Source organism: Pseudomonas sp. TREG-RG-20F-10-E-6-01, from assembly GCF_022662455.1.
Lineage (GTDB): Bacteria > Pseudomonadota > Gammaproteobacteria > Pseudomonadales > Pseudomonadaceae > Aquipseudomonas.
The window spans coordinates 79336-102808 of sequence record NZ_JAKNQP010000003.1 but is presented as its reverse complement, the minus strand read 5'-3'; the positions used below and the strand labels follow the sequence as shown (position 1 = coordinate 102808).

The window sequence follows — 23473 nt, the reverse complement described above, 5'->3', positions numbered from 1 at the left end:
TCACTACAACTATCGCCGCCGGCAAAACTACTAACTCCATAGCACCCTTAAAGACCTATGGAGACTGAGATGACTGACTACCCTCGCCCACCCTTCGCCCCACAAGCCCAATCCGTACCCGGCTCCCAGAAAAAAATGGACCCGTACCCCGACTGCGGCGAGAAGAGCTACAAGGGCGCGGGCCGGCTGGCCAACAAAATCGCGCTGATCACCGGTGCCGACAGCGGCATTGGCCGCGCAGTCGCCATTGCGTTTGCCCGTGAAGGCGCCGATGTGGCCATCGCTTACCTGGACGAGCATGAGGACGCCAGGGAGACCGCACGCTGGGTTGAAGAAGCGGGCCGCCAATGCCTGCTGCTGCCCGGCGATATTGCGCAAAAGGCCACGTGCCAGGCGCTGGTCGACAAGACTGTCGAGCAGTTCGGGCGCATTGACGTCCTGGTGAATAACGCCGCGTTCCAGATGACTCACGAAACCCTGGAAGAGATCGAAGACGAGGAATGGGTACGCACCTTCGATATCAACATCACCGCGATGTTTCGCATCTGCAAGGCCGCCCTGCCCCACATGAAAGCCGGCAGTTCGATCATCAATACCAGTTCGGTCAATTCCGACATGCCCAAGCCGACGCTGCTGGCCTATGCCGCCACCAAGGGCGCCATCGCCAATTTCACCGGCGGCCTGGCGCAATTGCTGGGTGACAAAGGCATCCGCGTCAACAGCGTGGCGCCGGGCCCGATCTGGACACCGCTGATCGTGTCGACCATGACTGACAAAGACGTGCAGAGCTTTGGCAGCGAAACCCCGCTGGGTCGCCCCGGCCAGCCGGTAGAGGTGGCGCCGATCTATGTGTTGCTGGCCTCGGATGAAGCCAGCTATATCTCCGGTTCGCGCTACGCGGTCACCGGCGGTAAGCCAATCCTTTAAACCCGGTACACAACCAAGTAAAGAAGGGGGCTTGCTCCCGATAGCGGAGGGTCAGTCAGTGAGTCGCTGACCCTGCGTCTTCGGGAGCAAGCACCCTCTCGCATTTTTGGCTGAAGTTATAAATCAAACCGGTCCACGGCCCGCCGCCGTTCATTGTCGTCGCGTACGTCATAGCTGGCGGTAGTCTGGATATTGCTGTGATGCGCCAGTTTCTGCGCAATTGACAGGTCATGTTCTTCAATCACCCGGGTGATGAATGAACGCCTGAAGTCATGCGGCATGATTTTCACGCCAACCTGTTCGCCGCGTTGACGGGCGATGTAATAAATCGCGTGTTTGGTAATGCGCTCACGGGTGATATGGCTGCCCCGGCGAATGCGGTTGAACAGGAACGTGTCGTCCTGCTCGCCGTCCTTGAGCTGCTCGCGACGAAAGTCCAGCCAGGCTGTCAGCTTTTCAAATGCCCAAGCGGGCGCGTACTTGATCAACGCCTTGTTGCCTTTGCCGGTCACGCGCAGGCTGCGTTCTTGGAAGTTGATCTGCGTCAGGTCGAGGTTCACCGACTCCGACTTGCGCATGCCCGACCCATACAAAATGCCGATCACCGCCGCATCCCGCAGGCCCTGTGGGCGTGGGTCGGCGGCGCAGACTTCCATCAGTTCGCGGATCAGGCTGCGGCGCAAATTGCGCCCCTGGCCCAGTCGGGTACCGGGTGCCGCCTTGACCGAGCGCATCTTGAGCAGGTGATCCTGGCTGATCAGGCTCATGCGCCAGGCCTCGTTCATCACCCCACGCACGGCATTCACATACAGCGAAGAGGTGTTGGGCGCGTAGCCGTCCTCGCGCAGTGCGGCGACCAGGGCAATCACGTGTTCAGGCTGCAGCAGGTGCCAGTCAATGTCTTCGAGGTTGATGTCTTCGAAGCCCAGGCGGTCAGCGGCGTCCTGCAACACATAACGCATGGTCAGCTGGCTGGAGGGCGCCAGGCGGGTGAGATAAAGGGTCAGCGGGTTGCGGATAGACTCAGTCAAGGGAGATCAGCCTTTGGATTAAATACCTCGATCAAGCCATTGTTTAATAGAGGTATTTAGTGAATTGGCGAGGGCCGAGTCTAGCGCAGGACCGGCGCTGGCACAAAATCACGGGGCCGTTTCGTCATCCCCGGTAGGGTCGTCGGGCTGAGGCTGGGTCTGGGATTGACTCCACTCGGTGTCTTGCTTCTGCATGAGCGCGAACCAATGCTGGCGCATGAACGCCAGGTAGCTGTCCGGCGCCTTGGCAAAGTCCTTTTCATCGCCATAGCAGCCCGGCAGAGGTAACTCGGTGCCCTGCTCCTTGTACTGACTGACCAGCGCCTGTTGCGCCGCCACGCTGCAATCCTTGGGCAGCGGCATGCCCCGCAAGGCGCCGGCTTCCTCGTCCCACCAGCTCGCGCCAACGCGATCGACGCCGCGCAGGCGGTACTTCTGGGATTTACCGACGTGCATGATCAGCTTGAATTCGTTCGGGCTGACATCGCTGGTGCAGGTACGCGAATAGCCCACAGTGGCCTGGGTGATGCCGTCGCCGGTGAGGTCGGTGACTTTGGTGGCGGCCATGTCAAAGCGCAGCGCGGCGTCGAACTGGCAATGCTGCACATCGTCGTAGAGCATCCACACGCGCTTGGGATGGTCGCCAGCGAGCAGGTATTGCGCCGCGTAGACGAACGCCGACTGGGTGCCATCGTCATCGCGTTCGCTGACCTGCTCGGCGAGCACCAGCAGGTTCTTGCCCTGGCTGTCGTCCCAGGTGTAGGCCGCGACCTGTTTGCCGCGCACTTCGACGCCTTCGGGCACCTGATCGACCGAGGTGAGCGCCACGCCATCGTCGGCGCGTACGGTTGTGACGCAGGCCACAGCCATCAACAATCCCATCAACGCGGGCCGCAATTGGCCGCGTAAAAGCTGCACGCTATTCATCCGAGTACCCTGGCAAGAGATGGCTTACTTTACCGGCACTTGAGGGGCAATGCAGAGCAGTTTGTTGAATAAAACAGGCCGCACACTGCAAGCTGCAAAAAACGCCGCGGTTTTACCTGTTCAAGGTATCCCCTGACGCCTCAGTTAGTTAGCTGAACCCTAGCTGTCTACCTGTCAAATAAACGAGTTTTTCATCCGCCTTTCATATTCGTTCAACATTTTTCCGCTTAATCTTGGCCCCAGGACTTGAGAACGAGGCGCGTGTTATCGAACTAACTTGTTGATTACGCTTTACCTTTGAGACATTTCGTCTTTACTACGCTTGCCCATGGAAGAAATTATTGCCAGTCTCAGGAAGGTCGAATGAACACCGCAAACCCACGCTATGTTTAATCAGTTTTCTGAACCTTCAGCCGCTGATGACTGCTGTTTTCACGCGCCAACCTGCTCTAGCCCCGAGGTCATGAATCTTTGAAACCCTACCCTATTCATTGCGTGTCGATCGTCATCCCGGTCTACAACGAACAAGAGAGCCTGCCTGAATTGCTGCGTCGCACAAGCGCAGCCTGCAAGCAACTGGCCTACGAATACGAAATCATCCTGGTGGATGATGGTAGTCGCGACAACTCGGCCCAATTGCTGGAAGACGCTGCCGCGCAAGAAGGCAGCCATGTAGTGGCGGTGATCCTCAACCGTAACTACGGCCAGCATGCGGCGATCATGGCCGGCTTCGAGCAGTGCCGTGGCGAGGTGGTGATTACCCTCGACGCCGACCTGCAAAACCCGCCGGAAGAAATCCCGCGTCTCGTCGAGCAAGCCGCTCTGGGCTACGACGTGGTCGCCACCGTACGCAACAACCGCCAGGACTCGGCCTTCCGTCGCTGGCCCTCGCGCCTGATCAACCTGGCCGTGCAACGTTCCACCGGCGTGGCCATGACCGACTACGGCTGCATGCTGCGCGCTTACCGGCGCACCATCGTCGACGCCATGCTTGCCTGCCGCGAGCGCAGCACCTTTATCCCGATCCTGGCCAACGGTTTTGCCCGCCACACCACGGAAATCCTGGTGCATCACGCTGAGCGTGAGCACGGCGAATCCAAATACAGCGCCATGCGCCTGATCAGCCTGATGTTCGACCTGCTGACGTGCATGACCACCACGCCGCTGCGCCTGCTGTCGATTGTCGGTTTCAGCCTGGCCGCCCTGGGCGTGCTGTTCGCCTTTGCACTGGTCGTCCTGCGCCTGGCCTTTGGTGCTCAGTGGGCCGGCGATGGCATGTTCGTGCTGTTCGCGGTGCTGTTCGTGTTCACCGGTGGCCAGTTCATCGGCATGGGCCTGCTGGGTGAATACCTGGGTCGCATGTACAGTGATGTGCGCGCCCGTCCCCGTTTCTTCATTGAAAAAGTGCTGCGCAACCAACCGGCAGCACCGGCACCCGTGGTCGTTGTTGACGGCCTGGTGTCCTCCCATACCTCCACTTCTACTTCTCCTTCCGATCAGGTTTCGTCATGAATTCAAAAGCTGTTGTCTTCGCTTACCACGATATTGGCTGTGCAGGCATTGAAGCCCTGCTGACCGCCGGCTACGACATTGCTGCCGTGTTCACCCATGCCGACGACCCCAAGGAAAACAATTTCTACGGTTCCGTCGCCCAACTCTGCGCCCGCAACGGCATCCCGGTGCACGCACCGGAAGACGCCAACCACCCGCTGTGGATCGAGCGCATCGCCAAGCTGAACCCGGATTTCATCTTCTCGTTCTACTACCGCAACCTGCTCAGCGAAGCCTTGCTGGCCACCGCCAAAAAAGGCGCGTTCAACCTGCACGGCTCCCTGCTGCCGCAATACCGTGGCCGTGCGCCGGCCAACTGGGTGCTGGTCAACGGCGAAACCGAAACCGGCGTGACCCTGCACCGTATGGTCAAGCGCGCCGATGCCGGCCCGATCCTGGCCCAGCAGAAAGTCGTCATCGACCGTACCGACACCGGCCTGACCCTGCACGCCAAGCTGCGTGACGCCGCCACCAGCCTGCTGCGCGACGCGCTGCCGCAACTGGCCCAGGGCAAACTGGCTGAAACCGCACAGGACGAGACCAAGGCCACCTACTTCGGCCGTCGCACCGCCGCCGATGGCAAGCTGGAGTGGAAAAAACCGGCTGAAGAGCTGTTCAACCTGGTTCGCGCCGTCACCCAACCGTACCCGGGCGCCTTCTGCGCTGTGGGCGAGCACAAACTGATCGTTTGGCACGCTGAAGTGGTCAAGGGCAACGAAGGCCTGGCACCAGGCCGCGTGATCAGCGTCAACCCGCTGCGTATTGCCTGCGGCGAAGACTCGCTGGTGGTCAAGTTCGGCCAGCGCAACGAAAACGGCCTGTACCTGGCCGGCCCTTCCCTGGCCGATGAATTGGGCCTGGTGGACGGTTCCGTGCTGCGCGGCGCCGAGTCCGGCCGCAAGCCACGCCGTACCCGTGTACTGATCCTGGGTGTGAACGGCTTTATCGGTAACCACCTGTCCGAGCGCCTGCTGCGTGACGACCGTTACGAAATCTACGGCCTGGACATCGGCTCCGACGCCATCGAGCGCCTGCGCAGCCACCCGAACTTCCATTACGTGGAAGGCGACATCAGCATTCACTCCGAGTGGATCGAGTACCACATCAAGAAGTGCGACGTGGTCCTGCCGCTGGTGGCCATCGCCACGCCGATCGAATACACCCGCAACCCGCTGCGCGTGTTCGAACTGGACTTCGAAGAGAACCTGAAACTGGTTCGCTACTGCGTCAAGTACAACAAGCGCGTGATCTTCCCGTCGACCTCCGAAGTCTATGGCATGTGCCAGGACCAGTACTTCGACGAAGACACCTCCAACCTGGTCGTCGGTCCGGTCAACAAGCAACGCTGGATCTACTCGGTCTCCAAGCAACTGCTGGACCGCGTGATCTGGGCTTACGGCGACAAAGGCCTGAAGTTCACCCTATTCCGTCCGTTCAACTGGATGGGCCCGCGCCTTGACCGTCTGGACTCTGCGCGTATCGGCAGCTCCCGCGCCATCACCCAGTTGATCCTCAACCTGGTGGAAGGCACGCCGATCCGTCTGTTCGACGGTGGCGAGCAGAAGCGCTGCTTCACTGACATCGCCGACGGCATCGAAGCCCTGGCGCGCATCATTGATAACGACAATGACAACTGCAACGGCCAGATCATCAACATCGGTAACCCGGAAAACGAAGCCAGCATCCGTCAGTTGGGCGAAGAACTGCTGCGTCAGTTCGAAGCTCACCCGCTGCGCAGCAACTTCCCGCCGTTTGCCGGTTTCCGCGACGTAGAGAGCAAGGCGTTCTACGGCACCGGTTACCAGGACGTGGCACACCGCAAGCCAAGCATCGAAAACGCCAAGCGTCTGCTGAACTGGGAGCCTACCGTTGAGATGAGCGAAACCATCGGCAACACCCTGGACTTCTTCCTCAAAGAAGCCATGCTCGAAATCGCGGACAAGAAGTAATGAAGGCAGGCTTGCGCATTGACGTCGACACCTACCGTGGCACCCGTGAAGGTGTGCCGCGGTTGCTCGAATCCCTGGATGAAGCCGGGGTTAAAGCGACGTTCTTCTTCAGCGTTGGGCCGGACAACATGGGGCGCCACTTGTGGCGCCTGATCCGCCCGCAATTTCTGTGGAAGATGCTGCGTTCCAATGCCGCCGGGCTGTATGGCTGGGATATTTTGCTGGCCGGCACCGCCTGGCCGGGCAAACCGATTGGCCGTGACCTGGGGCACTTGATGCGCCAGGCCAAGGCTGCCGGCCATGAAGTCGGCCTGCACGCGTGGGATCACCACGGCTGGCAGGCCAACACCGGGCGCTGGAGCGAGGCACAACTCATCGAGCAGATCCGTCGTGGCGTTGACACCCTGAGCGACATCCTGGGTGAACGCATCGACTGTTCAGCTGCCGCCGGTTGGCGTGCCGATGAGCGCGTGGTGCAAGCCAAACAAGCGTTCAATTTTCGCTACAACAGCGATTGCCGGGGCACCAGCCTGTTTCGTCCGACTTTGGCCGATGGCAGTGCGGGCACCCCACAAATTCCGGTAGACCTGCCGACCTTCGACGAAGTCGTCGGGCCGGTAGTGGCTGCCAAAGACTTCAACAGCTTCATTCTTGACCGGTTTAGCGCGTCGAAGCTGAACGTCTACACGATCCACGCAGAAGTAGAAGGGATTCTGATGGCTGATGATTTTCGCCAGTTGCTTGCCCAGGCCGGGCAGCGCGGCATCGACTTCCAACCCCTGGGCGAGCTGCTGCCTGCGGATGTGACCACCCTGCCCCAGCAACACCTGGTGCGCGGCGCGTTGAGCGGCCGCGAGGGTTGGCTCGGAGTGCAGCAGGCATGATCCGGCGCTGGGCATTGCCCCTGCTCCTGTTGGCGTTTGGTGTGTTTTACCTGTTACCGCTGGCCAGCCACGGCCTGTGGATTCCCGATGAGACCCGTTATGCGCAGATCAGCCAGGAAATGCTGCTGACCGGCAAATGGGCCTCGCCGCATTTCATGGGCATCCGCTACTTCGAGAAACCCGCTGCCGGCTACTGGATGATCGCGCTGGGCCAGGCGATCTTCGGTCAGAACCTGTTCGGCGTGCGCTTTGCCTCGGCCTTGAGCACCGGGCTGAGCATTGTGCTGGTTTACCTGGTGTCGCGCCGCTTGTGGAATGACCCGCAAAAAAGCCTGGTCAGCACCGTGCTGTACATGAGCTTTGTCAGCGTGGCCTTGCTGGGTGGCTACGCCAACCTGGACCCGCAATTCACCTTCTGGGTCAACCTGACCGGCGTTGCGCTGTGGTTCTGCTTTGACAGCCACACCCGCCAGGGCCGCCTGTGGTCCTGGGCGTTGCTGGGTTTTGCCTGCGGCATGGGGTTCATGACCAAGGGGTTTCTGGCCTGGTTGCTGCCGGTGTTGATCGCCCTGCCCTATGCGATCTGGCAGAAGCGTTTTCGTGAGCTGCTCGGGTACGGCGTGGTTGCCGTGGTCGTCGCCATTATCGTCAGCCTGCCCTGGGCACTGGCCGTGCACCTGCAAGAGCCGGATTACTGGAACTTCTTCTTCTGGCACGAACATATCCAGCGCTTTGCCGGTGACGACGCCCAGCACGCCGAGCCGTTCTGGTTCTACCTGCCGCTGATGGTCGCGTTCTCGCTGCCGTGGATTGCCCTGTTACCGTCCACAATCAAACAGGCGTGGCTGCAAAAGCGCCTGCCGCAGACCGCCTACCTGTTGCTGTGGCTGCTGATGCCCCTGGCATTTTTCAGCCTGGCCAAAGGCAAGCTGCCGTCTTACATCATGCCGTGCCTGCTGCCGTTGGCCTTGTTGATGGGCTCGACCCTGAGCGACAAGCTTGCCCTGGGCCACGGCCGCGCCTTGCGCATCAACGGCGGGTTGAACCTGGCGCTGGGTGTGCTGGCGTTGCTGGCGCTCAGCTGGTTCCAACTGAAAAAGCCCGTGTATGAACACGGCGAAGAAACCTTCAGCCTGGTGCTGCTGTTCACCTTCCTGTTCGGCTGGATCGTGGTCAACCTGCTCCAGGCGGCGCGACCGCTGAAGCTGTGGGCCGCGCCGGTAATCGGCAGCTGGTTGCTGGTGGCATTGGTGCCCGCCGCGTTGCCGCATTCGGTGGTTTACAACAAGACCCCGGACCAGTTCATCATCGATCACCTGGACGAACTGCAACCCACTGCCTCCCTGCTCAGCAATGACCTTGGCGCAGCATCGGCGCTGTCGTGGCGCATGGGGCGTCCGGACGTCAGCCTCTACAACACGGTCGGCGAAGTGAAATACGGCATCGCCTACCCGGACACTGCGCACCGCAGGATCGACACCAACGAAGTCCAGCAATGGATGAGCGAGGCGCGCAAGAAAGGTTCTGTCGGTGTGGTGATGCGGGTCAAGGGTGACGATGAAGTCGCCGAAGTCAACCTGCTGCCCAAGGACGGTAAACGCTATGAGCAAGGCAACATTGTGATCCTGATTTTCCCACAGGCCGCGCAATGATCACCCTGCTTCTATTGCTGGGCGCATGCCTGCTGACGTGCATGGGCCAGGTCTCGCAAAAGTTTGCCGTGGAAAGCTGGCGCGACCAGCCGGACGGTTGGGCGCACAAATTGCGCTCGCCGTGGCTGTGGTCGGCGCTGGTGTGCCTGGGCCTGGGCCTGTTGGTCTGGCTGCTGGTGCTGCAGCGCCTGGAAGTGGGCATCGCCTACCCGATGCTCAGCCTGAATTTTGTACTGGTCACGCTGATGGCGCGCTTTGTTTTTCATGAACACATCGACGGCCGGCACTGGCTGGGCGTGGCGCTGGTGATCGGCGGTGTGGTGTTGCTGGGGCGTCACGTATGAGCCGGGCTCAAGGCTTTGCCCTGGCCCTTGGCAGTGTCGGCCTGGTCAGCGCCGCCCAATTGGGCATGCGCTGGAGCATGACGCGCCTGCCGCTGCCAGCCGACTGGCTGAACGCGTTCAACAGCAATGCCATCGACCTTGGCGCCTTGGGCGTGGTGATCCTGGCGATCATCGCCTATGCGCTGTCGATGCTCTGCTGGCTCGGCGCACTCAAGCACTTGCCGCTGGGCCGCGCCTATTCGCTGCTCAGCATCAGCTACGCGTTGGTCTACCTGCTGGCTGCCAGCCTGCCGGTGTTCAACGAAGCTTTTTCGCTTTCAAAAACCCTGGGGGTGGCGTTGGTCATCCTCGGTGTTCTGGTTATTAACTCTCGTCGTGCTAGCGTTGCAAGCCCCAGGAATGCCCCATGAAAATCAGTGTATTTGGTAGCGGTTACGTCGGTCTGGTGCAGGCCACCGTATTGGCCGAAGTCGGTCACGATGTGATCTGCATGGACGTGGACAAGAGCAAGGTCGAGTCGCTCCAGAAAGGCCATGTGACCATCTTCGAGCCGGGGCTTGCGGCCATGGTCAAGGAAAACCTGGAAAGCGGGCGCCTGCACTTTACCTTCGATGAAAAGCTCGCGGTCGAACACGGTGAAGTGCTGTTTATTGCTGTGGGCACGCCGTCGGACGAGGACGGCTCGGCCGACCTCAAATACGTGCTGTCGGTGGGTGATGCCGTGTCCCGCCACCGCGTGGAGCCGGTGATCCTGGTGGAAAAATCCACCGTTCCCGTCGGCACCGGCGACACCCTGCGTGCGCACATCGAAAAGAACCTGCGCACCGCCGGCCGGCACCTGGAGTTCGATATCGTCTCCAACCCGGAATTTCTCAAGGAAGGCTCGGCTGTTGCCGACTGCCGCCGTCCGGACCGCATCATCATCGGCTGTGAGCGCGAGGAAGTGCGTGAAGTGATGCGCGACCTCTACGCGCCGTTCAACCGCAACCATGACCGCATCATCTTCATGGACCTGCGCAGCGCCGAACTGACCAAATACGCCGCCAACTGCATGCTGGCGACCAAGATCAGCTTTATCAACCAGATCGCCGAGCTGGCCGAACACCTGGGCGCGGACATCGAAGCCGTGCGCCTGGGCATCGGTGCCGACTCGCGGATCGGTTACCACTTCATCTACCCCGGTTGCGGCTACGGCGGCTCCTGCTTCCCCAAGGACATGCGCGCCTTGATCCACAGCGCCAAGCAAGCCAACTGCTCCAGTGACTTGCTGGAAGCCGTGGAAGCCATCAACCAGCGCCAGAAGAGCAAGCTGTTCGAGCGCATCAACGCTTACTTCAAGGGCAACCTGCAGGGCAAGACCTTTGCCCTGTGGGGCCTGGCATTCAAGCCCAACACCGATGACATGCGCGATGCACCGAGCCGCGTGCTGATGGAAGTCTTGTGGGCCGCCGGCGCCAATGTCCGTGCATTTGACCCGGAAGCCATGCAGGAAACCCAGCGCATCTACGGCGACGAGTCACGCCTGACGCTGCTGGGCACACCGGAATCGGCCTTGAGCGGCGCCGATGCGCTGATCGTCTGCACCGAATGGCAGCAGTTCAAGGCGCCGGATTTCGACCTGATCCACGCTCGCCTGAAAAACCCGGTGATCTTCGACGGTCGCAACCTGTATGACGGCGAACGCCTGGCACGCAAAGGCTTCAAGTACTTCCCGATGGGCCGTGGCGACTCGTGTGAACTGCCGATCCCTCAGCAAAACTGGGTAGAGCAGGTCAAGGAAGCCTGATACGTGAACAAAGCTTATCCGCCCCTGCTCACTGCAACGATCCGTCACCAGTCGCTGGGGCTTGGGCTCCTGGCGCTGGTGCTGTTTATTGCCGGCAACTGGCACCAGGCGATTATCGGGTTTGACTCGCGCTTCGTGGTGTTTGCCCAGGAAATGCTGCGTCATGGGCCGAGTTTTTTCCCCACGACCTACGGGCAGCCCTACGCCGATTACCTGGCCACCTCGACCGTGTTGACGTGGCTGTTCTCGTTGCCCCTGGGCCAGGTCACCAGCTTGACCGCCTGGTTGCCCACGGCCATCGCTTCGGCGCTGATCGTGGTGCTGGTGTATCGGCTGACGGCGCCCTACTCCGTGCGTTGGGGCCTGCTGAGTATTGCGATGTTGCTGCTCAGCAGCACGTTCATCAGTGAAACCCGGGCGGTGTCCCTCGACCAGATGCTCGCGGCGGTAGCCTTGGCGGTGTTTTACCTGGGTTATGCGCATGATCATTTCGCCAGCCCGAAACGCCTGCACTGGTTGTTCCTGTTGCTGATCATCGGCTTCGCCATCCGTGGGCCGATCGGCCTGGTAATTCCAACGGGCGTGCTGTGCAGCTATTACTTGCTCAACCGGCAGTGGCGCCAACTGTTCACCTTCGGCCTGATTGCCCTGGCGCTGCTGGCGGCCTGTGTGGGCCTGTTGCTGCTGCTGGCCAAGCTCAGCGGTGGCGAGGACTTCATGCAGGACGTGATCCGCATGCAGTTCCTGGGGCGCATGGATGGCACCGAAGGTTCCAGCGGCGCGCTGTATTACTTCACCAGCTCCCTGGGCAATTACGCCCTGGCCTATCCACTGGCACTGTTGGTGCTGGTGGCGGTGGCCATCGGCGGGCGCCGCACGCCAGACCCGGCCTTGCAGCTGGTGTTGTATTGCGCAGCGGCCGGGTTGCTGGTGATGCTGGGCTTGTCGGTGCCTCAGGCAAAAAAGGCGCGCTACATCCTGCCGATGTTGCCGATGGCGGCGATCCTGGCGGCCTACCCGTTCCAGGTCACCCAGGGGCGGCTGTTTGCAGGGCTGCGCGCCTTGATGCTGGGCATCTGGACGCTGATGCCGGCACTGCTGGCCGTCGGGCTGGTGGTAGCGCGCCGACGTTACGCAGAGCAACTGGGCAGCCTGGGGTTGGTCTTTAGCGTACTGGGCGTGCTTCAGGTAGTGGCGCTGCTGGCGGTCTTCAACGTGCGGTTACGCGCGACGGGGCCGGCCTTCGCTGCGGTGCTGGCGCTCTGGACGACTTACATCGTGGTGGTTGAACCCTTGGAGCGTGCGCTTTACGACACGCGCACCTTCACCCTTGCGGTCAAAGACCAGATCACGCAGCAGCCGGCGCCTGTGGTACTGCACGGGTTGGGCAAGGATGCGAAAGCCATCAAGTTCATGGTCAACTTCAACTGTGACAAGGTGCCGTTGTTTACCCATTCCTCAGCGGACCTGGCGCCGCTGCAAGGGCCTGCCTGGCTGGTGATGAGCGCGCAGGATTTCGAAAACCTGCAGGATCCGCGCTTGAAATCGGTTACGCCGACGCTCACCGGGGAGTTCGACAAAGACCCTTATGTGTTGCTGCATCTGGAGAAAACCCCGGCGCCCTGATCGCAGTATTGGCCCCGTGTACAAGACGACGCCCACTTCAACAAGAGTGGGCGTTTTCGTTGCTGCAACCGAGAAAGCACCTACACAGCTATGCGTAATGGCTGGTGCACTTTGTCTTCCGGCGCCTGGAACCCAAATGTAGACTCGTTTGCCAGGTGCGGTAACCCATTACAGCCCCAACGTGTGGCTTATCTCGCCAGCTCGAGGCTGGCGCACCCTGGATAACAAGGACGCAGTAGGCTGCCCATACACACGGCGGCGTACGCATACGAGGGCAATGCCGTGGCGGAAGATCCGATGTCAATTCCCGTGCCGAGGCTGGATCGGTTGATGGCACTGCGCGACGCCCTGGTGGCGTTGAAGGGGCCACTGGCCAGCGACCTGACACTGCAGCAAAACCTGCAAAAACAGCTGTTCAATGAAGAGATCGACAGGCGCGTACTGGGCCATATCAGCCCACCCTTTGCGCAGATGACGCGCCTGATTCCTTTCGGCGAAGTCATTTAAGCTCACGCAAAGCGATTTGAGTTCAATAAGCTTGCACTCAACCCTCATTAATATGCAGTGGAGCCCATCAGCAAAGGTCGGCACACTGTGCAGGTTCCTCCCCCAAACGTTGGAAAGGGCTTTTCCGGGCAACCAGGCAAGCCTTTTTTTTCGCCCGCACGTTCAGGACCCTTTGAATGCTTACCCGTTGGTTACCTGCTGCAATCAATACCCGCCCTGCTGAATGGAGCCGTGCCGCGATCGGCATGGCCTTGGGCACGCTGTTCAGTGTCTGGCTGTGCGCCCAAGTGTTTGGCATGCAGGTCGCGCTGCACCTGCTCGGCCCGCTGGGTGCCTCGGCTGTGTTGCTGTTTGCGGTGTCTTCCGGTGCGCTGGCTCAACCCTGGTCGATCATCGGCAGCTATTTGTGCGCGGGCGTGGTGGCACTGCTGGTCGCCCGTGTATTGGGGCGTACGCTGGGCAGCGCGTGCCTGGCGGCGGGCATGACCGTTATCCTGATTTGCTGGCTGCGTTGCCTGCACCCGCCGGCCGGTGGCCTGGCGATGACGCTGGTACTGGCAGACCCGGCCTCCATGGCCCTTGGATGGCAGGAACTGGCGCCGGTCATGCTCGGCGCGGGTGCGCTGCTGACGTGTGCATTGGCGTATAACAACGCCACGCGCACGCGCTATCCCAGAGGCGCGGTCGAGTCGCCTGCGGCGGTCATTGGCAGTGCGGCGGCCGCAACAGACCCGGCAATCACGGCGGCCGACTTGAAGCTGGCGCTGGCCGAGATGGAGCAGTTTTACGATGTGCAACCGAGCGAACTCGAACAGTTGATCCATGCCGCAGAAGGCCATGCACGACGCCGCAGCATCGGCGAAGTACTGGCCCGTCGCGCCGCCTGAGCCTGCGTGCATAAATGCAAAAACGACCTGCATGATTCCGGGTTGTACTGGGCAAATTTGCACTGGTACGATCGCGAGATGGTTCCTCCGCGAACATCTTGATAAAGAACAATAAAAGCAGGGAGTTACAGATGACTGCTCAGGTTTCATCCGAAGCAAGCCGCGCCGAAATTCTTCAGGACGAAGTGCTGGCCGACGTTCGCAACCACATTGGCCACCTTACCCTCAATCGCCCCGCTGGCTTGAATGCCATCACTCTGGACATGGTTCGCAGCCTGACGGCGCAGTTACAGGCCTGGGCGGATGACCCGCAGGTCTACGCCGTGGTGCTGCGCGGGGCTGGCGAAAAAGCCTTTTGCGCCGGTGGCGACATCCGTTCGCTGTACGACAGCTTCAAGAACGGCGACAGCCTGCACGCCGACTTCTTCGTCGAGGAGTACGCCCTCGACCTGGCCCTCCACCATTACCGCAAACCCGTCCTGGCGCTGATGGACGGGTTTGTGCTCGGCGGCGGCATGGGCCTGGTGCAAGGCGCTGATCTGCGCGTGGTCACCGAGCGCAGCCGCCTGGCGATGCCGGAAACGGCCATTGGATATTTTCCGGATGTGGGCGGTAGCTACTTCCTGCCGCGCATACCCGGCGAGGTGGGGATTTACCTGGGCGTCACCGGCGTACAGATCCGCGCGGCCGACGCGTTGTATTGCGGGTTGGCGGACTGGTATCTGGAGAGCACCCGGCTCACTGACCTGGACCAGAAACTCGACCACCTGCAATGGCAGGACTCGCCGCTCAAGGACTTGCAAGGCGTGCTCGCCAAACTGGCCGTCCAGCAATTGCCCGACGCGCCGCTGGCAGCATTGCGCCCGGCTATCGACCATTTCTTCGCCCTGCCGGACGTGCCAAGCATCGTCGAGCAGTTGCAGCAAGTCACCGTCGCCGACACCCATGAGTGGGCGCTGAACACCGTCGCCCTGATGCAGACCCGCTCACCGCTGGCGATGGCCGTTACCCTGGAAATGTTGCGCCGTGGCCGCCGCCTGCCGCTGGAGCAGTGCTTCGCGCTGGAATTGCACCTGGATCGCCAGTGGTTCGAGCGCGGCGACCTGATCGAAGGGGTGCGCGCGTTGATCATCGACAAGGACAAAACGCCGCGCTGGCGGCCAGCCACGATCCACGACCTGGACGCCAGCCATGTGGAGAGCTTCTTCCACGACTTCAAGCAGTTTGGGAGATAAGCCATGCAAGATATTGAATACACTGAAGAACAAGTGATGATTCGCGACATGGCGCGCGACTTTGCCCGCGGTGAAATCGCGCCCCATGCCCAAGCGTGGGAGAAAGCCGGTTGGATCGATGATGCCCTGGTCGCCAAGATGGGCGAACTGGGCCTGCTGGGGATGGTGGTGCCCGAAGAATGGGGCGGCACCTATGTCGATTACGTCGCCTACGCCCTGGCGGTTGAAGAAATCTCGGCCGGCGACGGCGCCACCGGTGCGCTGATGAGTATCCATAATTCAGTCGGTTGCGGGCCAATCCTCAACTACGGCACACAAGCGCAGAAAGAAGCCTGGCTGCCCGACCTTGCCAGTGGCCAGGCCATCGGCTGCTTTTGCCTGACCGAACCCCAGGCGGGGTCCGAAGCCCATAACCTGCGCACACGCGCCGAACTGCGCGATGGCCAGTGGGTGATCAATGGCGCCAAGCAGTTTGTCAGCAACGGCAAACGCGCCAAGCTGGCCATTGTGTTTGCGGTGACGGATCCGGATTTGGGCAAACGCGGCATTTCCGCGTTCCTGGTGCCCACCAGTACGCCAGGGTTCGTGGTTGACCGCACAGAACACAAGATGGGCATTCGCGCGTCGGATACCTGCGCCGTCACCCTCAACCAGTGCACGGTGCCCGAAGCCAATTTGCTCGGTGAGCGTGGCAAAGGCTTGGCCATTGCCCTGTCCAACCTGGAGGGCGGGCGCATCGGCATTGCCGCCCAGGCCCTGGGCATCGCCCGCGCGGCCTTTGAGGCGGCGCTGGGGTATGCGCGCGATCGCGTGCAGTTCAACCAGGCAATTATCGAGCACCAGAGTGTCGCCAACCTGCTGGCCGACATGCAAACCCGCCTGAATGCCGCACGGTTGCTGATCATGCACGCCGCGCGCCTGCGCAGTGCCGGCAAGCCGTGCCTGTCGGAGGCGTCCCAGGCCAAGCTGTTCGCCTCGGAAATGGCCGAAAAGGTCTGCTCCTCCGCGATGCAGATTCACGGTGGGTATGGGTATCTGGAGGATTATCCGGTGGAGCGTTACTACCGGGACGCGCGGATCACGCAGATTTACGAGGGCACCAGCGAGATTCAGCGGATGGTGATCGCGCGCGAGCTGAAAAACTACCAGCTCTAAGCCAATACCGGCTGTGTAGGCGCTGGCCTGCCGGCGATGCAGGCACCTCGGTTCACCTGCGGGACCGAGGTGAGGCTATCGCAGGCAAGCCAGCTCCCACATCAAGCGCTCACCAGGCTAATCAACACGCCGCAAACCAAAGTGGGAGCGGGCTTGCCCGCGAATACGGCGTATCAGTCAGCGAATGGATCGACTGATCCAGCGCATTCGCGAGCAAGCCCGCTCCCACAAGTTGCGTTTCAGTAGTCCTGAAGCCGGTTACTTATCTTTGAACTCCGGCGCGCGCTTGGCCACAAACGCTGCCATCCCTTCCTTCTGATCCTGCGTTGCAAACGCCGCATGGAACACCCGGCGCTCAAAGCGCACGCCTTCGGAAAGGCTCACTTCAAACGCGCGGTTCACGCTTTCCTTGACCATCATGCTGATCGGCACGGATTTGCCGGCGATCAGCGTCGCCACCTTCAGCGCCTCTTCGAGCAGCTCATCCGCCGGCACGATACGCGCCACAATCCCGCAACGCTCGGCTTCCACCGCATCGATAAAGCGCCCGGTCAGGCACATTTCCATGGCCTTGGCCTTGCCCACCGCGCGGGTCAGGCGCTGGGTGCCGCCCATGCCCGGCAGCACGCCGAGGTTGATTTCCGGCTGGCCGAACTTGGCGCCGTCGCCCGCGAGGATGAAGTCGCACATCAACGCCAGCTCACAGCCGCCGCCCAAGGCAAAGCCGTTGACGGCGGCAATGATCGGCTTGCGGCGGTTGGCCACGCGGTCGCTGTCGCTGAACAGGTCATCCAGGTAAATCTGAGGGTAGGTCAGCTCGGCCATTTCCTTGATGTCGGCCCCGGCGGCGAAGGCTTTTTTCGAGCCGGTCAGCACAATGCAGCCGATTTGCGGGTTGGCTTCCAGGCTGTCCAGCGCCTGGTTCAACTCGCTGACCAGTTGCGCATTCAAGGCGTTCAGGGCTTGCGGGCGATTAAGGGTAATCAGCCCGACGCGGTCCTGGACCTCGAGCAAAATGGTTTCGTAACTCATGTAATGGCTCCTTAAAGATTGCGTGAGATGACCATGCGCTGGATATCGCTGGTGCCTTCGTAAATCTGGCAGACCCGCACATCGCGGTAGATCCGCTCCAAGGGAAAGTCGCTCAGGTAACCGTAACCGCCCAAGGTTTGCAAGGCGGCCGAGCAGACTTTTTCGGCCATTTCCGAGGCGAACAGCTTGGCCATCGAGGCCTCGACCAAGGCAGGCTTGCCGCTGTCACGCAGGGCGGCGGCGTAATGCACCATCTGCCGGGCGACGGCAATTTGCGTGGCCATGTCCGCCAGGCGAAACGCCACGGCCTGGTGTTCGATCAAGGTTTTGCCGAAGCTTTCGCGCTCGCGTGCATAGTCACGCGCGGCTTCAAATGCCGCGCGCGCCATGCCCACCGATTGCGAAGCGATGCCGACGCGGCCGCCTTCAAGGTTGGCCAGGGCGATCTTGTAGCCTTCGCCCTCCTCGCCCAATCGGTTGGCAACCGGCACCTTCACGTCTTCAAACAGAATCTGGCAGGTGTCGGACGCATGCTGGCCGAGTTTGTCTTCGACCCGCGCCACGGTGTAACCGGGGGAATCGGTGGGCACGATAAACGCGCTGATCCCGCGCTTGCCGGCGGCCGGGTCGGTGACCGCAAACACAATCACGATCCCGGCGTTCTGCCCGGAGGTGATGAACTGTTTGCAGCCATTGAGCACGTAGTGATCGCCGTCCAGGCGCGCGCGGGTTTTCAGGCTGCTGGCATCGGAACCGGCCTGCGGTTCGGTCAGCGCAAAGGCGCCGAGCATGGCACCGCTGGCCAGCGGCTTGAGGAACTGTTCTTTCTGCTGATCGTTGCCGAATTTCAGAATCGGCACGCAGCCCACCGAGTTGTGCACGCTCATGATGGTCGAGCAGGCGCCGTCACCGGCGGCGATTTCTTCCAGCGCCATCGCATAGGCCAGGTAGCCGGTGTCGCAGCCGCCCCACTGTTCCGGCACCAGCATGCCGAAAAAGCCCAGCTCGGCCATTTCGCCGATGGCTTGCTTGGGAAAGCGGTGCTCGCGGTCCCACTCGGCAGCGAAAGGTTTCAAGCGCTCCTGGGCAAATTGCCGGGCCGCGTCGCTGATTTGCAGTTGTTCGTCATTGGGCAGCATAAAAAATCCTTAATACACGCATTCGACGGCCATGGCCGTGGCTTCACCGCCGCCGATACAAATGGCCGCAACGCCGCGCTTGAGGCCTTTCTGGCGCAGCGCCGAGAGCAAGGTCACCAGGATGCGCGCGCCCGAAGCGCCGATCGGATGCCCCAGCGCGCAGGCGCCGCCGTGGATGTTGACCTTGCTGTGGGGGATTTCCAGCTTGCTCATGGTCACCAGGCTAACCACCGCAAAGGCTTCGTTGATCTCGAACAAATCCACGTCGCCAAGGTGCCAGCCGGTCTTGCTCATCAGCTTGCGAATCGCCCCCACCGGCGCCACCGGGAACAGTCCCGGCTCGTCGGCGAACGCCGCGTGCCCATGGATGATTGCCAGCGGCTTGAGCCCACGCTTTTGCGCTTCAGACTGACGCATCAGCAGCAGCGCCGCCGCGCCGTCGGAGATCGAACTGGAGTTGGCCGCCGTCACCGTACCGCCTTCGCGGAAAGCCGGTTTCAGACTGGAGATCTTGTCCAGCTTGGCTTTGGGGGGCTGTTCGTCATGCAGGATGGTTTTTTGCTCTTTACCGACGGTGACCTGCACCGGGACGATTTCGGCGGCGAAGCTGCCGTGGGTGATTGCCTCTTGGGCACGGGTCAGCGAGGCGATGGCGAAGGCGTCCTGGGCTTCACGGGTAAAGCCGTTGTGCTCGGCACAGTCTTCGGCAAAGGTGCCCATCAGGCGGCCCTTGTCGTAGGCGTCTTCGAGGCCGTCGAGGAACATGTGGTCGAGCACCTTGCCGTGGCCCATGCGGTAGCCGCTGCGCGCGCGGTCCAGCAGGTACGGCGCGTTGGACATGCTTTCCATGCCACCGGCCACCACTACCTCGACGCTGCCGGCCAGCAGTGAGTCGTGGGCGAGAATGGTCGCCTCCATGCCCGAACCGCACATTTTGTTCAGCGTGGTGCAGCGCGTGGCCTTGTCCAGCCCGGCGCCCAATGCTGCCTGACGCGCAGGCGCCTGGCCGAGGCCTGCGGGCAATACGCAGCCAAACAGCACTTCATCCACCGCGTCCGGGGCGATGCCGGCGCGTTCGACGGCGGCGCGAATCGCGGCGGCCCCCAGTTGCGGCGCAGTCAGGCCCTTGAGGTCGCCCTGGAAACCGCCCATGGGCGTGCGGACGGCGCTGACGATAACAATCGGATCGTGCATGAAAAATTCTCCTTACTTGGCGGCCATGCGCAAGGCGCCGTCGAGACGGATGACCTCGCCATTGAGCATGCTGTTTTCAATGATGTGTCGCACCAGCGCGGCGTACTCGGCCGGTTTGCCCAGGCGTGGCGGGAATGGCACACCGGCGGCCAGGGAATCGCGCACCTCTGGGGTCATGCCGGCCATCATCGGCGTTTCGAAAATGCCCGGGGCGATGGTCATGACCCGGATGCCGAAACGCGCCAGTTCGCGAGCGGCAGGCAGCGTCAGGCTGGCGATGGCGCCTTTGGACGCGGCATACGCCGCCTGGCCGATCTGCCCGTCAAAGGCGGCCACCGACGCGGTATTGATGATCACGCCACGCTCGCCGTCGGCATTCGCCTCGGTTTCAGCGATGGCGGCGGCGGCCAGGCGCAGCAGGTTGAAGCTGCCGATCAGGTTGACGTTGATCACTTGGGCAAAGCTTGCCAGCGCGTGCGGGCCGTTCTTGCCGAGAATTTTTTCGCCACGCACCACACCGGCGCAGTTCACCAACCCATGCAAACCGCCGAACGCGGCGACGGCGGCTTGCACGGCCGCTTCGGCAGCGGCTTCCTGGCTGATGTCCGCCACCGCGCTGCGGGCGTTATCGCCCAACTGCCGGGCCTTGGCCGCGACGGCTTCGGCGTTGAGGTCCACCAGCATCACCTTGGCGCCGGCGGCTACCAGCATGTCAGCGGTGGCCGCGCCGAGGCCCGAAGCGCCGCCGCTGACCAGGAATACCTTGTTTTCAATCTGCATCTTGATTTCCTTTGAAAGGGATCACGCCAAGGCTGCTTGAGCCTTGGCGATTTCCTGATTACGCAAAATAAAACGTTGCAGCTTGCCGCTCGGGGTTTTCGGCAAGTCGCTGACAAATTCGATTTCTCGCGGGTAGGCATGCGCGGCGAGGCGCTTGCGCACGTGCAGGCGCAGCTCTTCGGCCAGCTCAGGCGTGGCGCGGTATTGCTCGTTGATCACCACAAAGGCTTTCACCAGCTCGGTGCGTTCCGGGCACGGCTTGCCGACCACCGCGGCTTCGACCACGGCCGGGTGCTCGACCAACGCGCTTTCCACGTCGAAGGGCCCGACGCGGTAGCCAGAGGTGGTGATCACGTCATCACTGCGCCCGACAAAACTGATGCTGCCGTCCGGGTTCAGCTCCACGGTGTCGCCGCTGAGGTAGTACTTGCCGACAAAGGCCTTGGTCTTCACGCCGTCGTAACCGGCAAACCAGCACATCGGCGACTGTTCGCGGTCAATGGCGAGAATGCCCGGCTGGCCGGCGGGCAGTTCCTGATGGTTGTCATCGAGCACCACGATGCGGTGCCCCGGCGAGGCAAACCCGGCTGAGCCGACATGCACCGGATGCGCCAGGCCGTGGTGGTTGCACAGCACCATGCCCAGTTCGGTCTGGCCATAGTGGTCGTGGATGGTCACGCCCAGGTTATCGGCGAACCAGCGGATCACTTCCGGGTTCAGGGGTTCGCCGGCGCTGCTGACAATGCGCAGCTTGCCCTTGATCGCGCGGGCGAACTGCTCGCCGCCGGCAATCAGCAGGCGGTACGCGGTCGGCGAGCCCGTCAGGTTGGTGATGCCGTACTTGTTGATCACCCGGCAGGTGCTCTCCAGGGTGAACGGCCCATCGTAAAAGGTGATCGGGTGGCCCATGGACAACGGCCCGGTCACGCCAAAATAGATGCCGTAAGCCCAACCCGGGTCGGCAACGTTCCAGAACGCGTCTTCGGGGCGAAGGTCTACTGCGTCGCGGGTGTAGCGCTGAAAGGCAACGATGGCCTTGAGCGGCACCGCCAGGGCTTTCGACGGGCCGGTGGTGCCCGAGGTGAACATCAGCAGAAACGGCGCGTCACCGTCCAGCATCACCGGCTCGCAGGCGTTGGAGTAATTCGGCAATTCAGCCCAGAAGCTGTAGTCGCCGCGCACGATGCCTTCGCCTTTGGGCCCGGCGACGGTGACGATAGTCGGGCAACCTTCCACTTCGACAAGCTTGGGCCGGTTCACCGCGTCGGTGACCACCAGCGCGGCGCCGGAACTGCTCAAGCGATGTTCAATGGCCTTGGGCCCGAAAGCGGTAAACAGCGGCTGATAGACCGCGCCGATGCGCCAGGTGGCGAACACCACCACCAGCAATTCTGCGGTGCGCGGCAGCAGGCCGGCCACCTTGTCGCCGGGTTTGACGCCCTGGGCCAGGAGGAAATTGGCGAAGCGGGTGGCCTGGTCCTGCAAGTCGGTGAAGGTGGACGTGGCGCTGCGCCCGTCCTTGCCTTCCCAGAACAGCGCGATGCGGCCCGGCAGTGCGTGCCGGTCGCAGCATTCCACGCAGGCATTGAGCGCCTGCAGGTTGCCGGCCAGTGCGGCGTCGACGGTGTGCTGGTAATCAAACTCGGTAGTGGCAGCCAAATACTCACGCATCGCTTCAAATCCTTGTGGTTTTTATTTTCAGGACGTTTTTGAGCACGTAAACCGTGGAAATAGTCGCTCTGCAGCGTTACAGCAGCAATGGTCAAAGCCTTCAACTTGGCTGACTGGTTTGGCCAATCATTGATCGCGCTGATCAGCCGGTCAGTTCAAGTGATTGGACGCTCGCCGGGGTTGCTTCTAACCTTGGGGCCTGCGCCACCGAAGAAGCTTGCCTGCAATGATCGTTCGTCCCAAACCCAACCTCCTGGGTATCCTGTTTTCCCTCAAGGGCTCGATTGCCAAGCGCATCGCGCTGCGCAGCCTGCTGGTGACCTTGCTGGCCTCGGTGATCGTGCTGATTGAAACCCTGCACCCGGCGTACTTTTCCAAGGTCAACGCCACGCCGTTCACCTTGCTGGGCTTGTCGTTGTCGATCTTCATGAGCTTTCGCAACAACGCCTGCTATGACCGCTGGTGGGAAGGCCGCAAGCAGCTGGGGCAAATGATCATCGATGTGCGCTCGCTGATCCGCGAAACCCAGGTGCTGACTGACCCGGTTGAGCGCAGTGGGTTACTGCGCGGCTTGTGCGGTTTTGCCCATGGCCTGATTGCCCGCCTTCGCCATGAAGACGAGGCCTGCGCCATAACGCCGTGGATCGGCGTTGATCGCGCGCACCCGAACCTGCCTGACGCTGTGCTGCAACAACTGGGCGCGCGCTTTTGCGGGCTGGCCGAGCAAGGCGTCATCAGCGAATGGCGCTACACCCAGCTGGAAACCCGACTGGTCAGCCTCAGCCAGGTGCAGGCTTCGTGCGAGCGGATCAAGCACACGCCGCTGCCCTTCCCTTACACGCTGCTGCTGCACCGCACCATCTACCTGTTCTGCATTCTGTTGCCGTTTGCCATGGCCGAGCCGTTGGGCTGGCTGACGCCGGTGTTCACCGCCATCGTCAGCTACACCTTCTTTGGCCTGGACGAAATCGGCGACGACCTGGAAGACCCGTTCGGCTTTGATGAAAACGACCTGCCGTGCAATGCCATCGTGCGCACATTGGAGCGCGAGATCCTTGCCGCTCTGGGCGAAAGCGACTTGCCGCCAGCCCTGGAACCCATTGATTACGTGCTGAGCTGATGCGGGTTTGACACTCGCCGTGGTCTGACCGAAGCTGATGGCTTTGCACTAGCTGCCACCAGCTTTTGGACGCCTG

The 23473-nt window shown here is 61.6% G+C and carries 21 protein-coding genes; 14 read left to right on the top strand and 7 right to left on the bottom strand.

Annotation, left to right across the window (positions count from 1 at the left end; translation table 11 throughout):
• Window positions 1–69: 69 nt before the first annotated feature.
• Window positions 70–927 carry an SDR family oxidoreductase gene (locus L8K08_RS10920; RefSeq protein ID WP_242196613.1) on the top strand — a complete coding sequence of 286 codons (858 nt, stop codon included), beginning with the start codon at window positions 70–72 and terminating at the stop codon, window positions 925–927.
• A gap of 116 nt (window positions 928–1043) precedes the next feature.
• Here L8K08_RS10920 and L8K08_RS10915 read toward each other — a convergent pair whose 3' ends face one another.
• Window positions 1044–1958 (bottom strand): tyrosine-type recombinase/integrase, encoded by a 915-nt coding sequence (locus L8K08_RS10915; RefSeq protein WP_242196608.1) that lies wholly within the window; start codon window positions 1956–1958, stop codon window positions 1044–1046.
• Between the two features lie 108 nt (window positions 1959–2066).
• A complete protein-coding gene (locus L8K08_RS10910; RefSeq protein ID WP_242196605.1) occupies window positions 2067–2885 on the bottom strand; it encodes a hypothetical protein in 819 nt (272 codons plus the stop codon).
• Between the two features lie 471 nt (window positions 2886–3356).
• Here L8K08_RS10910 and arnC point away from each other — a divergent pair, with 471 nt between their 5' ends.
• The 12 genes from arnC (at window position 3357) to L8K08_RS10850 (ending at window position 16461) form a co-directional block, all read left to right on the top strand.
• Window positions 3357–4397, top strand: a complete 1041-nt coding sequence (gene arnC, locus L8K08_RS10905; RefSeq protein ID WP_145160790.1) for an undecaprenyl-phosphate 4-deoxy-4-formamido-L-arabinose transferase — start codon at window positions 3357–3359, stop codon at window positions 4395–4397.
• Window positions 4394–6385, top strand: coding sequence for a bifunctional UDP-4-amino-4-deoxy-L-arabinose formyltransferase/UDP-glucuronic acid oxidase ArnA (gene arnA / locus L8K08_RS10900; RefSeq protein ID WP_242196602.1), 1992 nt, complete (start codon window positions 4394–4396; stop codon window positions 6383–6385). Before arnC ends, arnA begins: the two co-directional genes overlap by 4 nt.
• Window positions 6385–7269, top strand: coding sequence for a 4-deoxy-4-formamido-L-arabinose-phosphoundecaprenol deformylase (arnD, locus tag L8K08_RS10895; RefSeq protein ID WP_145160792.1), 885 nt, complete (start codon window positions 6385–6387; stop codon window positions 7267–7269). The genes arnA and arnD overlap by 1 nt, the downstream gene beginning before the upstream one ends.
• Window positions 7266–8921 (top strand): lipid IV(A) 4-amino-4-deoxy-L-arabinosyltransferase, encoded by a 1656-nt coding sequence (gene arnT / locus L8K08_RS10890; protein WP_242196600.1) that lies wholly within the window; start codon window positions 7266–7268, stop codon window positions 8919–8921. Before arnD ends, arnT begins: the two co-directional genes overlap by 4 nt.
• Window positions 8918–9265 carry a 4-amino-4-deoxy-L-arabinose-phosphoundecaprenol flippase subunit ArnE gene (arnE, locus tag L8K08_RS10885; protein WP_242196597.1) on the top strand — a complete coding sequence of 116 codons (348 nt, stop codon included), beginning with the start codon at window positions 8918–8920 and terminating at the stop codon, window positions 9263–9265. The genes arnT and arnE overlap by 4 nt, the downstream gene beginning before the upstream one ends.
• Window positions 9262–9675, top strand: coding sequence for a 4-amino-4-deoxy-L-arabinose-phosphoundecaprenol flippase subunit ArnF (gene arnF, locus L8K08_RS10880; protein WP_145160797.1), 414 nt, complete (start codon window positions 9262–9264; stop codon window positions 9673–9675). Before arnE ends, arnF begins: the two co-directional genes overlap by 4 nt.
• Entirely contained in the window at window positions 9672–11051 is a 1380-nt protein-coding gene (locus L8K08_RS10875; protein WP_242196594.1) for a UDP-glucose/GDP-mannose dehydrogenase family protein, read from the top strand. Before arnF ends, L8K08_RS10875 begins: the two co-directional genes overlap by 4 nt.
• 3 nt (window positions 11052–11054) lie before the next feature.
• Window positions 11055–12677, top strand: coding sequence for a glycosyltransferase (locus L8K08_RS10870; RefSeq protein WP_242196591.1), 1623 nt, complete (start codon window positions 11055–11057; stop codon window positions 12675–12677).
• A 297-nt stretch (window positions 12678–12974) separates the two neighbouring features.
• Window positions 12975–13184: a type VI secretion system contractile sheath small subunit gene (locus L8K08_RS10865; RefSeq protein ID WP_277933606.1), complete on the top strand. Its 210-nt coding sequence runs from the start codon at window positions 12975–12977 to the stop codon at window positions 13182–13184.
• A 176-nt stretch (window positions 13185–13360) separates the two neighbouring features.
• Window positions 13361–14071, top strand: a complete 711-nt coding sequence (locus L8K08_RS10860; RefSeq protein WP_242196588.1) for an HPP family protein — start codon at window positions 13361–13363, stop codon at window positions 14069–14071.
• Window positions 14072–14202: 131 nt separating this feature from the next.
• On the top strand, window positions 14203–15306 hold the full coding sequence (locus L8K08_RS10855; protein ID WP_242196585.1) for an enoyl-CoA hydratase/isomerase family protein: 1104 nt from the start codon (window positions 14203–14205) through the stop codon (window positions 15304–15306).
• 3 nt (window positions 15307–15309) lie between these two features.
• Window positions 15310–16461: an acyl-CoA dehydrogenase family protein gene (locus L8K08_RS10850; RefSeq protein ID WP_242196583.1), complete on the top strand. Its 1152-nt coding sequence runs from the start codon at window positions 15310–15312 to the stop codon at window positions 16459–16461.
• A 258-nt stretch (window positions 16462–16719) separates the two neighbouring features.
• On the opposite strand, the gene L8K08_RS10845 is transcribed toward L8K08_RS10850, so the two are convergent.
• From L8K08_RS10845 to L8K08_RS10825, 5 genes are read right to left on the bottom strand one after another with little or no spacing between them, the layout of a single operon-like run.
• On the bottom strand, window positions 16720–17493 hold the full coding sequence (locus tag L8K08_RS10845) for an enoyl-CoA hydratase (protein ID WP_145160811.1): 774 nt from the start codon (window positions 17491–17493) through the stop codon (window positions 16720–16722).
• Between the two features lie 11 nt (window positions 17494–17504).
• Window positions 17505–18632, bottom strand: a complete 1128-nt coding sequence (locus L8K08_RS10840) for an acyl-CoA dehydrogenase (protein ID WP_145160813.1) — start codon at window positions 18630–18632, stop codon at window positions 17505–17507.
• A gap of 9 nt (window positions 18633–18641) precedes the next feature.
• Window positions 18642–19826 carry an acetyl-CoA C-acyltransferase gene (locus L8K08_RS10835; protein WP_242196581.1) on the bottom strand — a complete coding sequence of 395 codons (1185 nt, stop codon included), beginning with the start codon at window positions 19824–19826 and terminating at the stop codon, window positions 18642–18644.
• A gap of 12 nt (window positions 19827–19838) precedes the next feature.
• Entirely contained in the window at window positions 19839–20606 is a 768-nt protein-coding gene (locus L8K08_RS10830) for an SDR family NAD(P)-dependent oxidoreductase (protein WP_242196579.1), read from the bottom strand.
• 21 nt (window positions 20607–20627) lie between these two features.
• Entirely contained in the window at window positions 20628–22277 is a 1650-nt protein-coding gene (locus L8K08_RS10825) for an AMP-binding protein (protein WP_242196577.1), read from the bottom strand.
• A gap of 226 nt (window positions 22278–22503) precedes the next feature.
• Here L8K08_RS10825 and L8K08_RS10820 point away from each other — a divergent pair, with 226 nt between their 5' ends.
• Window positions 22504–23397 carry a bestrophin family protein gene (locus L8K08_RS10820; protein ID WP_242196575.1) on the top strand — a complete coding sequence of 298 codons (894 nt, stop codon included), beginning with the start codon at window positions 22504–22506 and terminating at the stop codon, window positions 23395–23397.
• Window positions 23398–23473 lie beyond the last annotated feature (76 nt).

What these genes read in the sequence shown, in the direction of transcription:
- arnE (WP_242196597.1), top strand. Translation starts at nt 8,918, where the DNA reads ATGATCACCCTGCTTCTATTGCTGGGCGCATGCCTGCTGACGTGCATG.
- L8K08_RS10875 (WP_242196594.1), top strand. Translation starts at nt 9,672, where the DNA reads ATGAAAATCAGTGTATTTGGTAGCGGTTACGTCGGTCTGGTGCAGGCC.
- L8K08_RS10820 (WP_242196575.1), top strand. Translation starts at nt 22,504, where the DNA reads ATGATCGTTCGTCCCAAACCCAACCTCCTGGGTATCCTGTTTTCCCTC.
- L8K08_RS10855 (WP_242196585.1), top strand. Translation starts at nt 14,203, where the DNA reads ATGACTGCTCAGGTTTCATCCGAAGCAAGCCGCGCCGAAATTCTTCAG.
- arnT (WP_242196600.1), top strand. Translation starts at nt 7,266, where the DNA reads ATGATCCGGCGCTGGGCATTGCCCCTGCTCCTGTTGGCGTTTGGTGTG.
- L8K08_RS10865 (WP_277933606.1), top strand. Translation starts at nt 12,975, where the DNA reads ATGTCAATTCCCGTGCCGAGGCTGGATCGGTTGATGGCACTGCGCGAC.
- L8K08_RS10910 (WP_242196605.1), bottom strand. Translation starts at nt 2,885, where the DNA reads ATGAATAGCGTGCAGCTTTTACGCGGCCAATTGCGGCCCGCGTTGATG.
- L8K08_RS10840 (WP_145160813.1), bottom strand. Translation starts at nt 18,632, where the DNA reads ATGCTGCCCAATGACGAACAACTGCAAATCAGCGACGCGGCCCGGCAA.
- L8K08_RS10845 (WP_145160811.1), bottom strand. Translation starts at nt 17,493, where the DNA reads ATGAGTTACGAAACCATTTTGCTCGAGGTCCAGGACCGCGTCGGGCTG.
- L8K08_RS10850 (WP_242196583.1), top strand. Translation starts at nt 15,310, where the DNA reads ATGCAAGATATTGAATACACTGAAGAACAAGTGATGATTCGCGACATG.
- arnF (WP_145160797.1), top strand. Translation starts at nt 9,262, where the DNA reads ATGAGCCGGGCTCAAGGCTTTGCCCTGGCCCTTGGCAGTGTCGGCCTG.
- L8K08_RS10920 (WP_242196613.1), top strand. Translation starts at nt 70, where the DNA reads ATGACTGACTACCCTCGCCCACCCTTCGCCCCACAAGCCCAATCCGTA.
- L8K08_RS10830 (WP_242196579.1), bottom strand. Translation starts at nt 20,606, where the DNA reads ATGCAGATTGAAAACAAGGTATTCCTGGTCAGCGGCGGCGCTTCGGGC.
- L8K08_RS10835 (WP_242196581.1), bottom strand. Translation starts at nt 19,826, where the DNA reads ATGCACGATCCGATTGTTATCGTCAGCGCCGTCCGCACGCCCATGGGC.
- L8K08_RS10825 (WP_242196577.1), bottom strand. Translation starts at nt 22,277, where the DNA reads ATGCGTGAGTATTTGGCTGCCACTACCGAGTTTGATTACCAGCACACC.
- arnD (WP_145160792.1), top strand. Translation starts at nt 6,385, where the DNA reads ATGAAGGCAGGCTTGCGCATTGACGTCGACACCTACCGTGGCACCCGT.
- arnA (WP_242196602.1), top strand. Translation starts at nt 4,394, where the DNA reads ATGAATTCAAAAGCTGTTGTCTTCGCTTACCACGATATTGGCTGTGCA.
- L8K08_RS10860 (WP_242196588.1), top strand. Translation starts at nt 13,361, where the DNA reads ATGCTTACCCGTTGGTTACCTGCTGCAATCAATACCCGCCCTGCTGAA.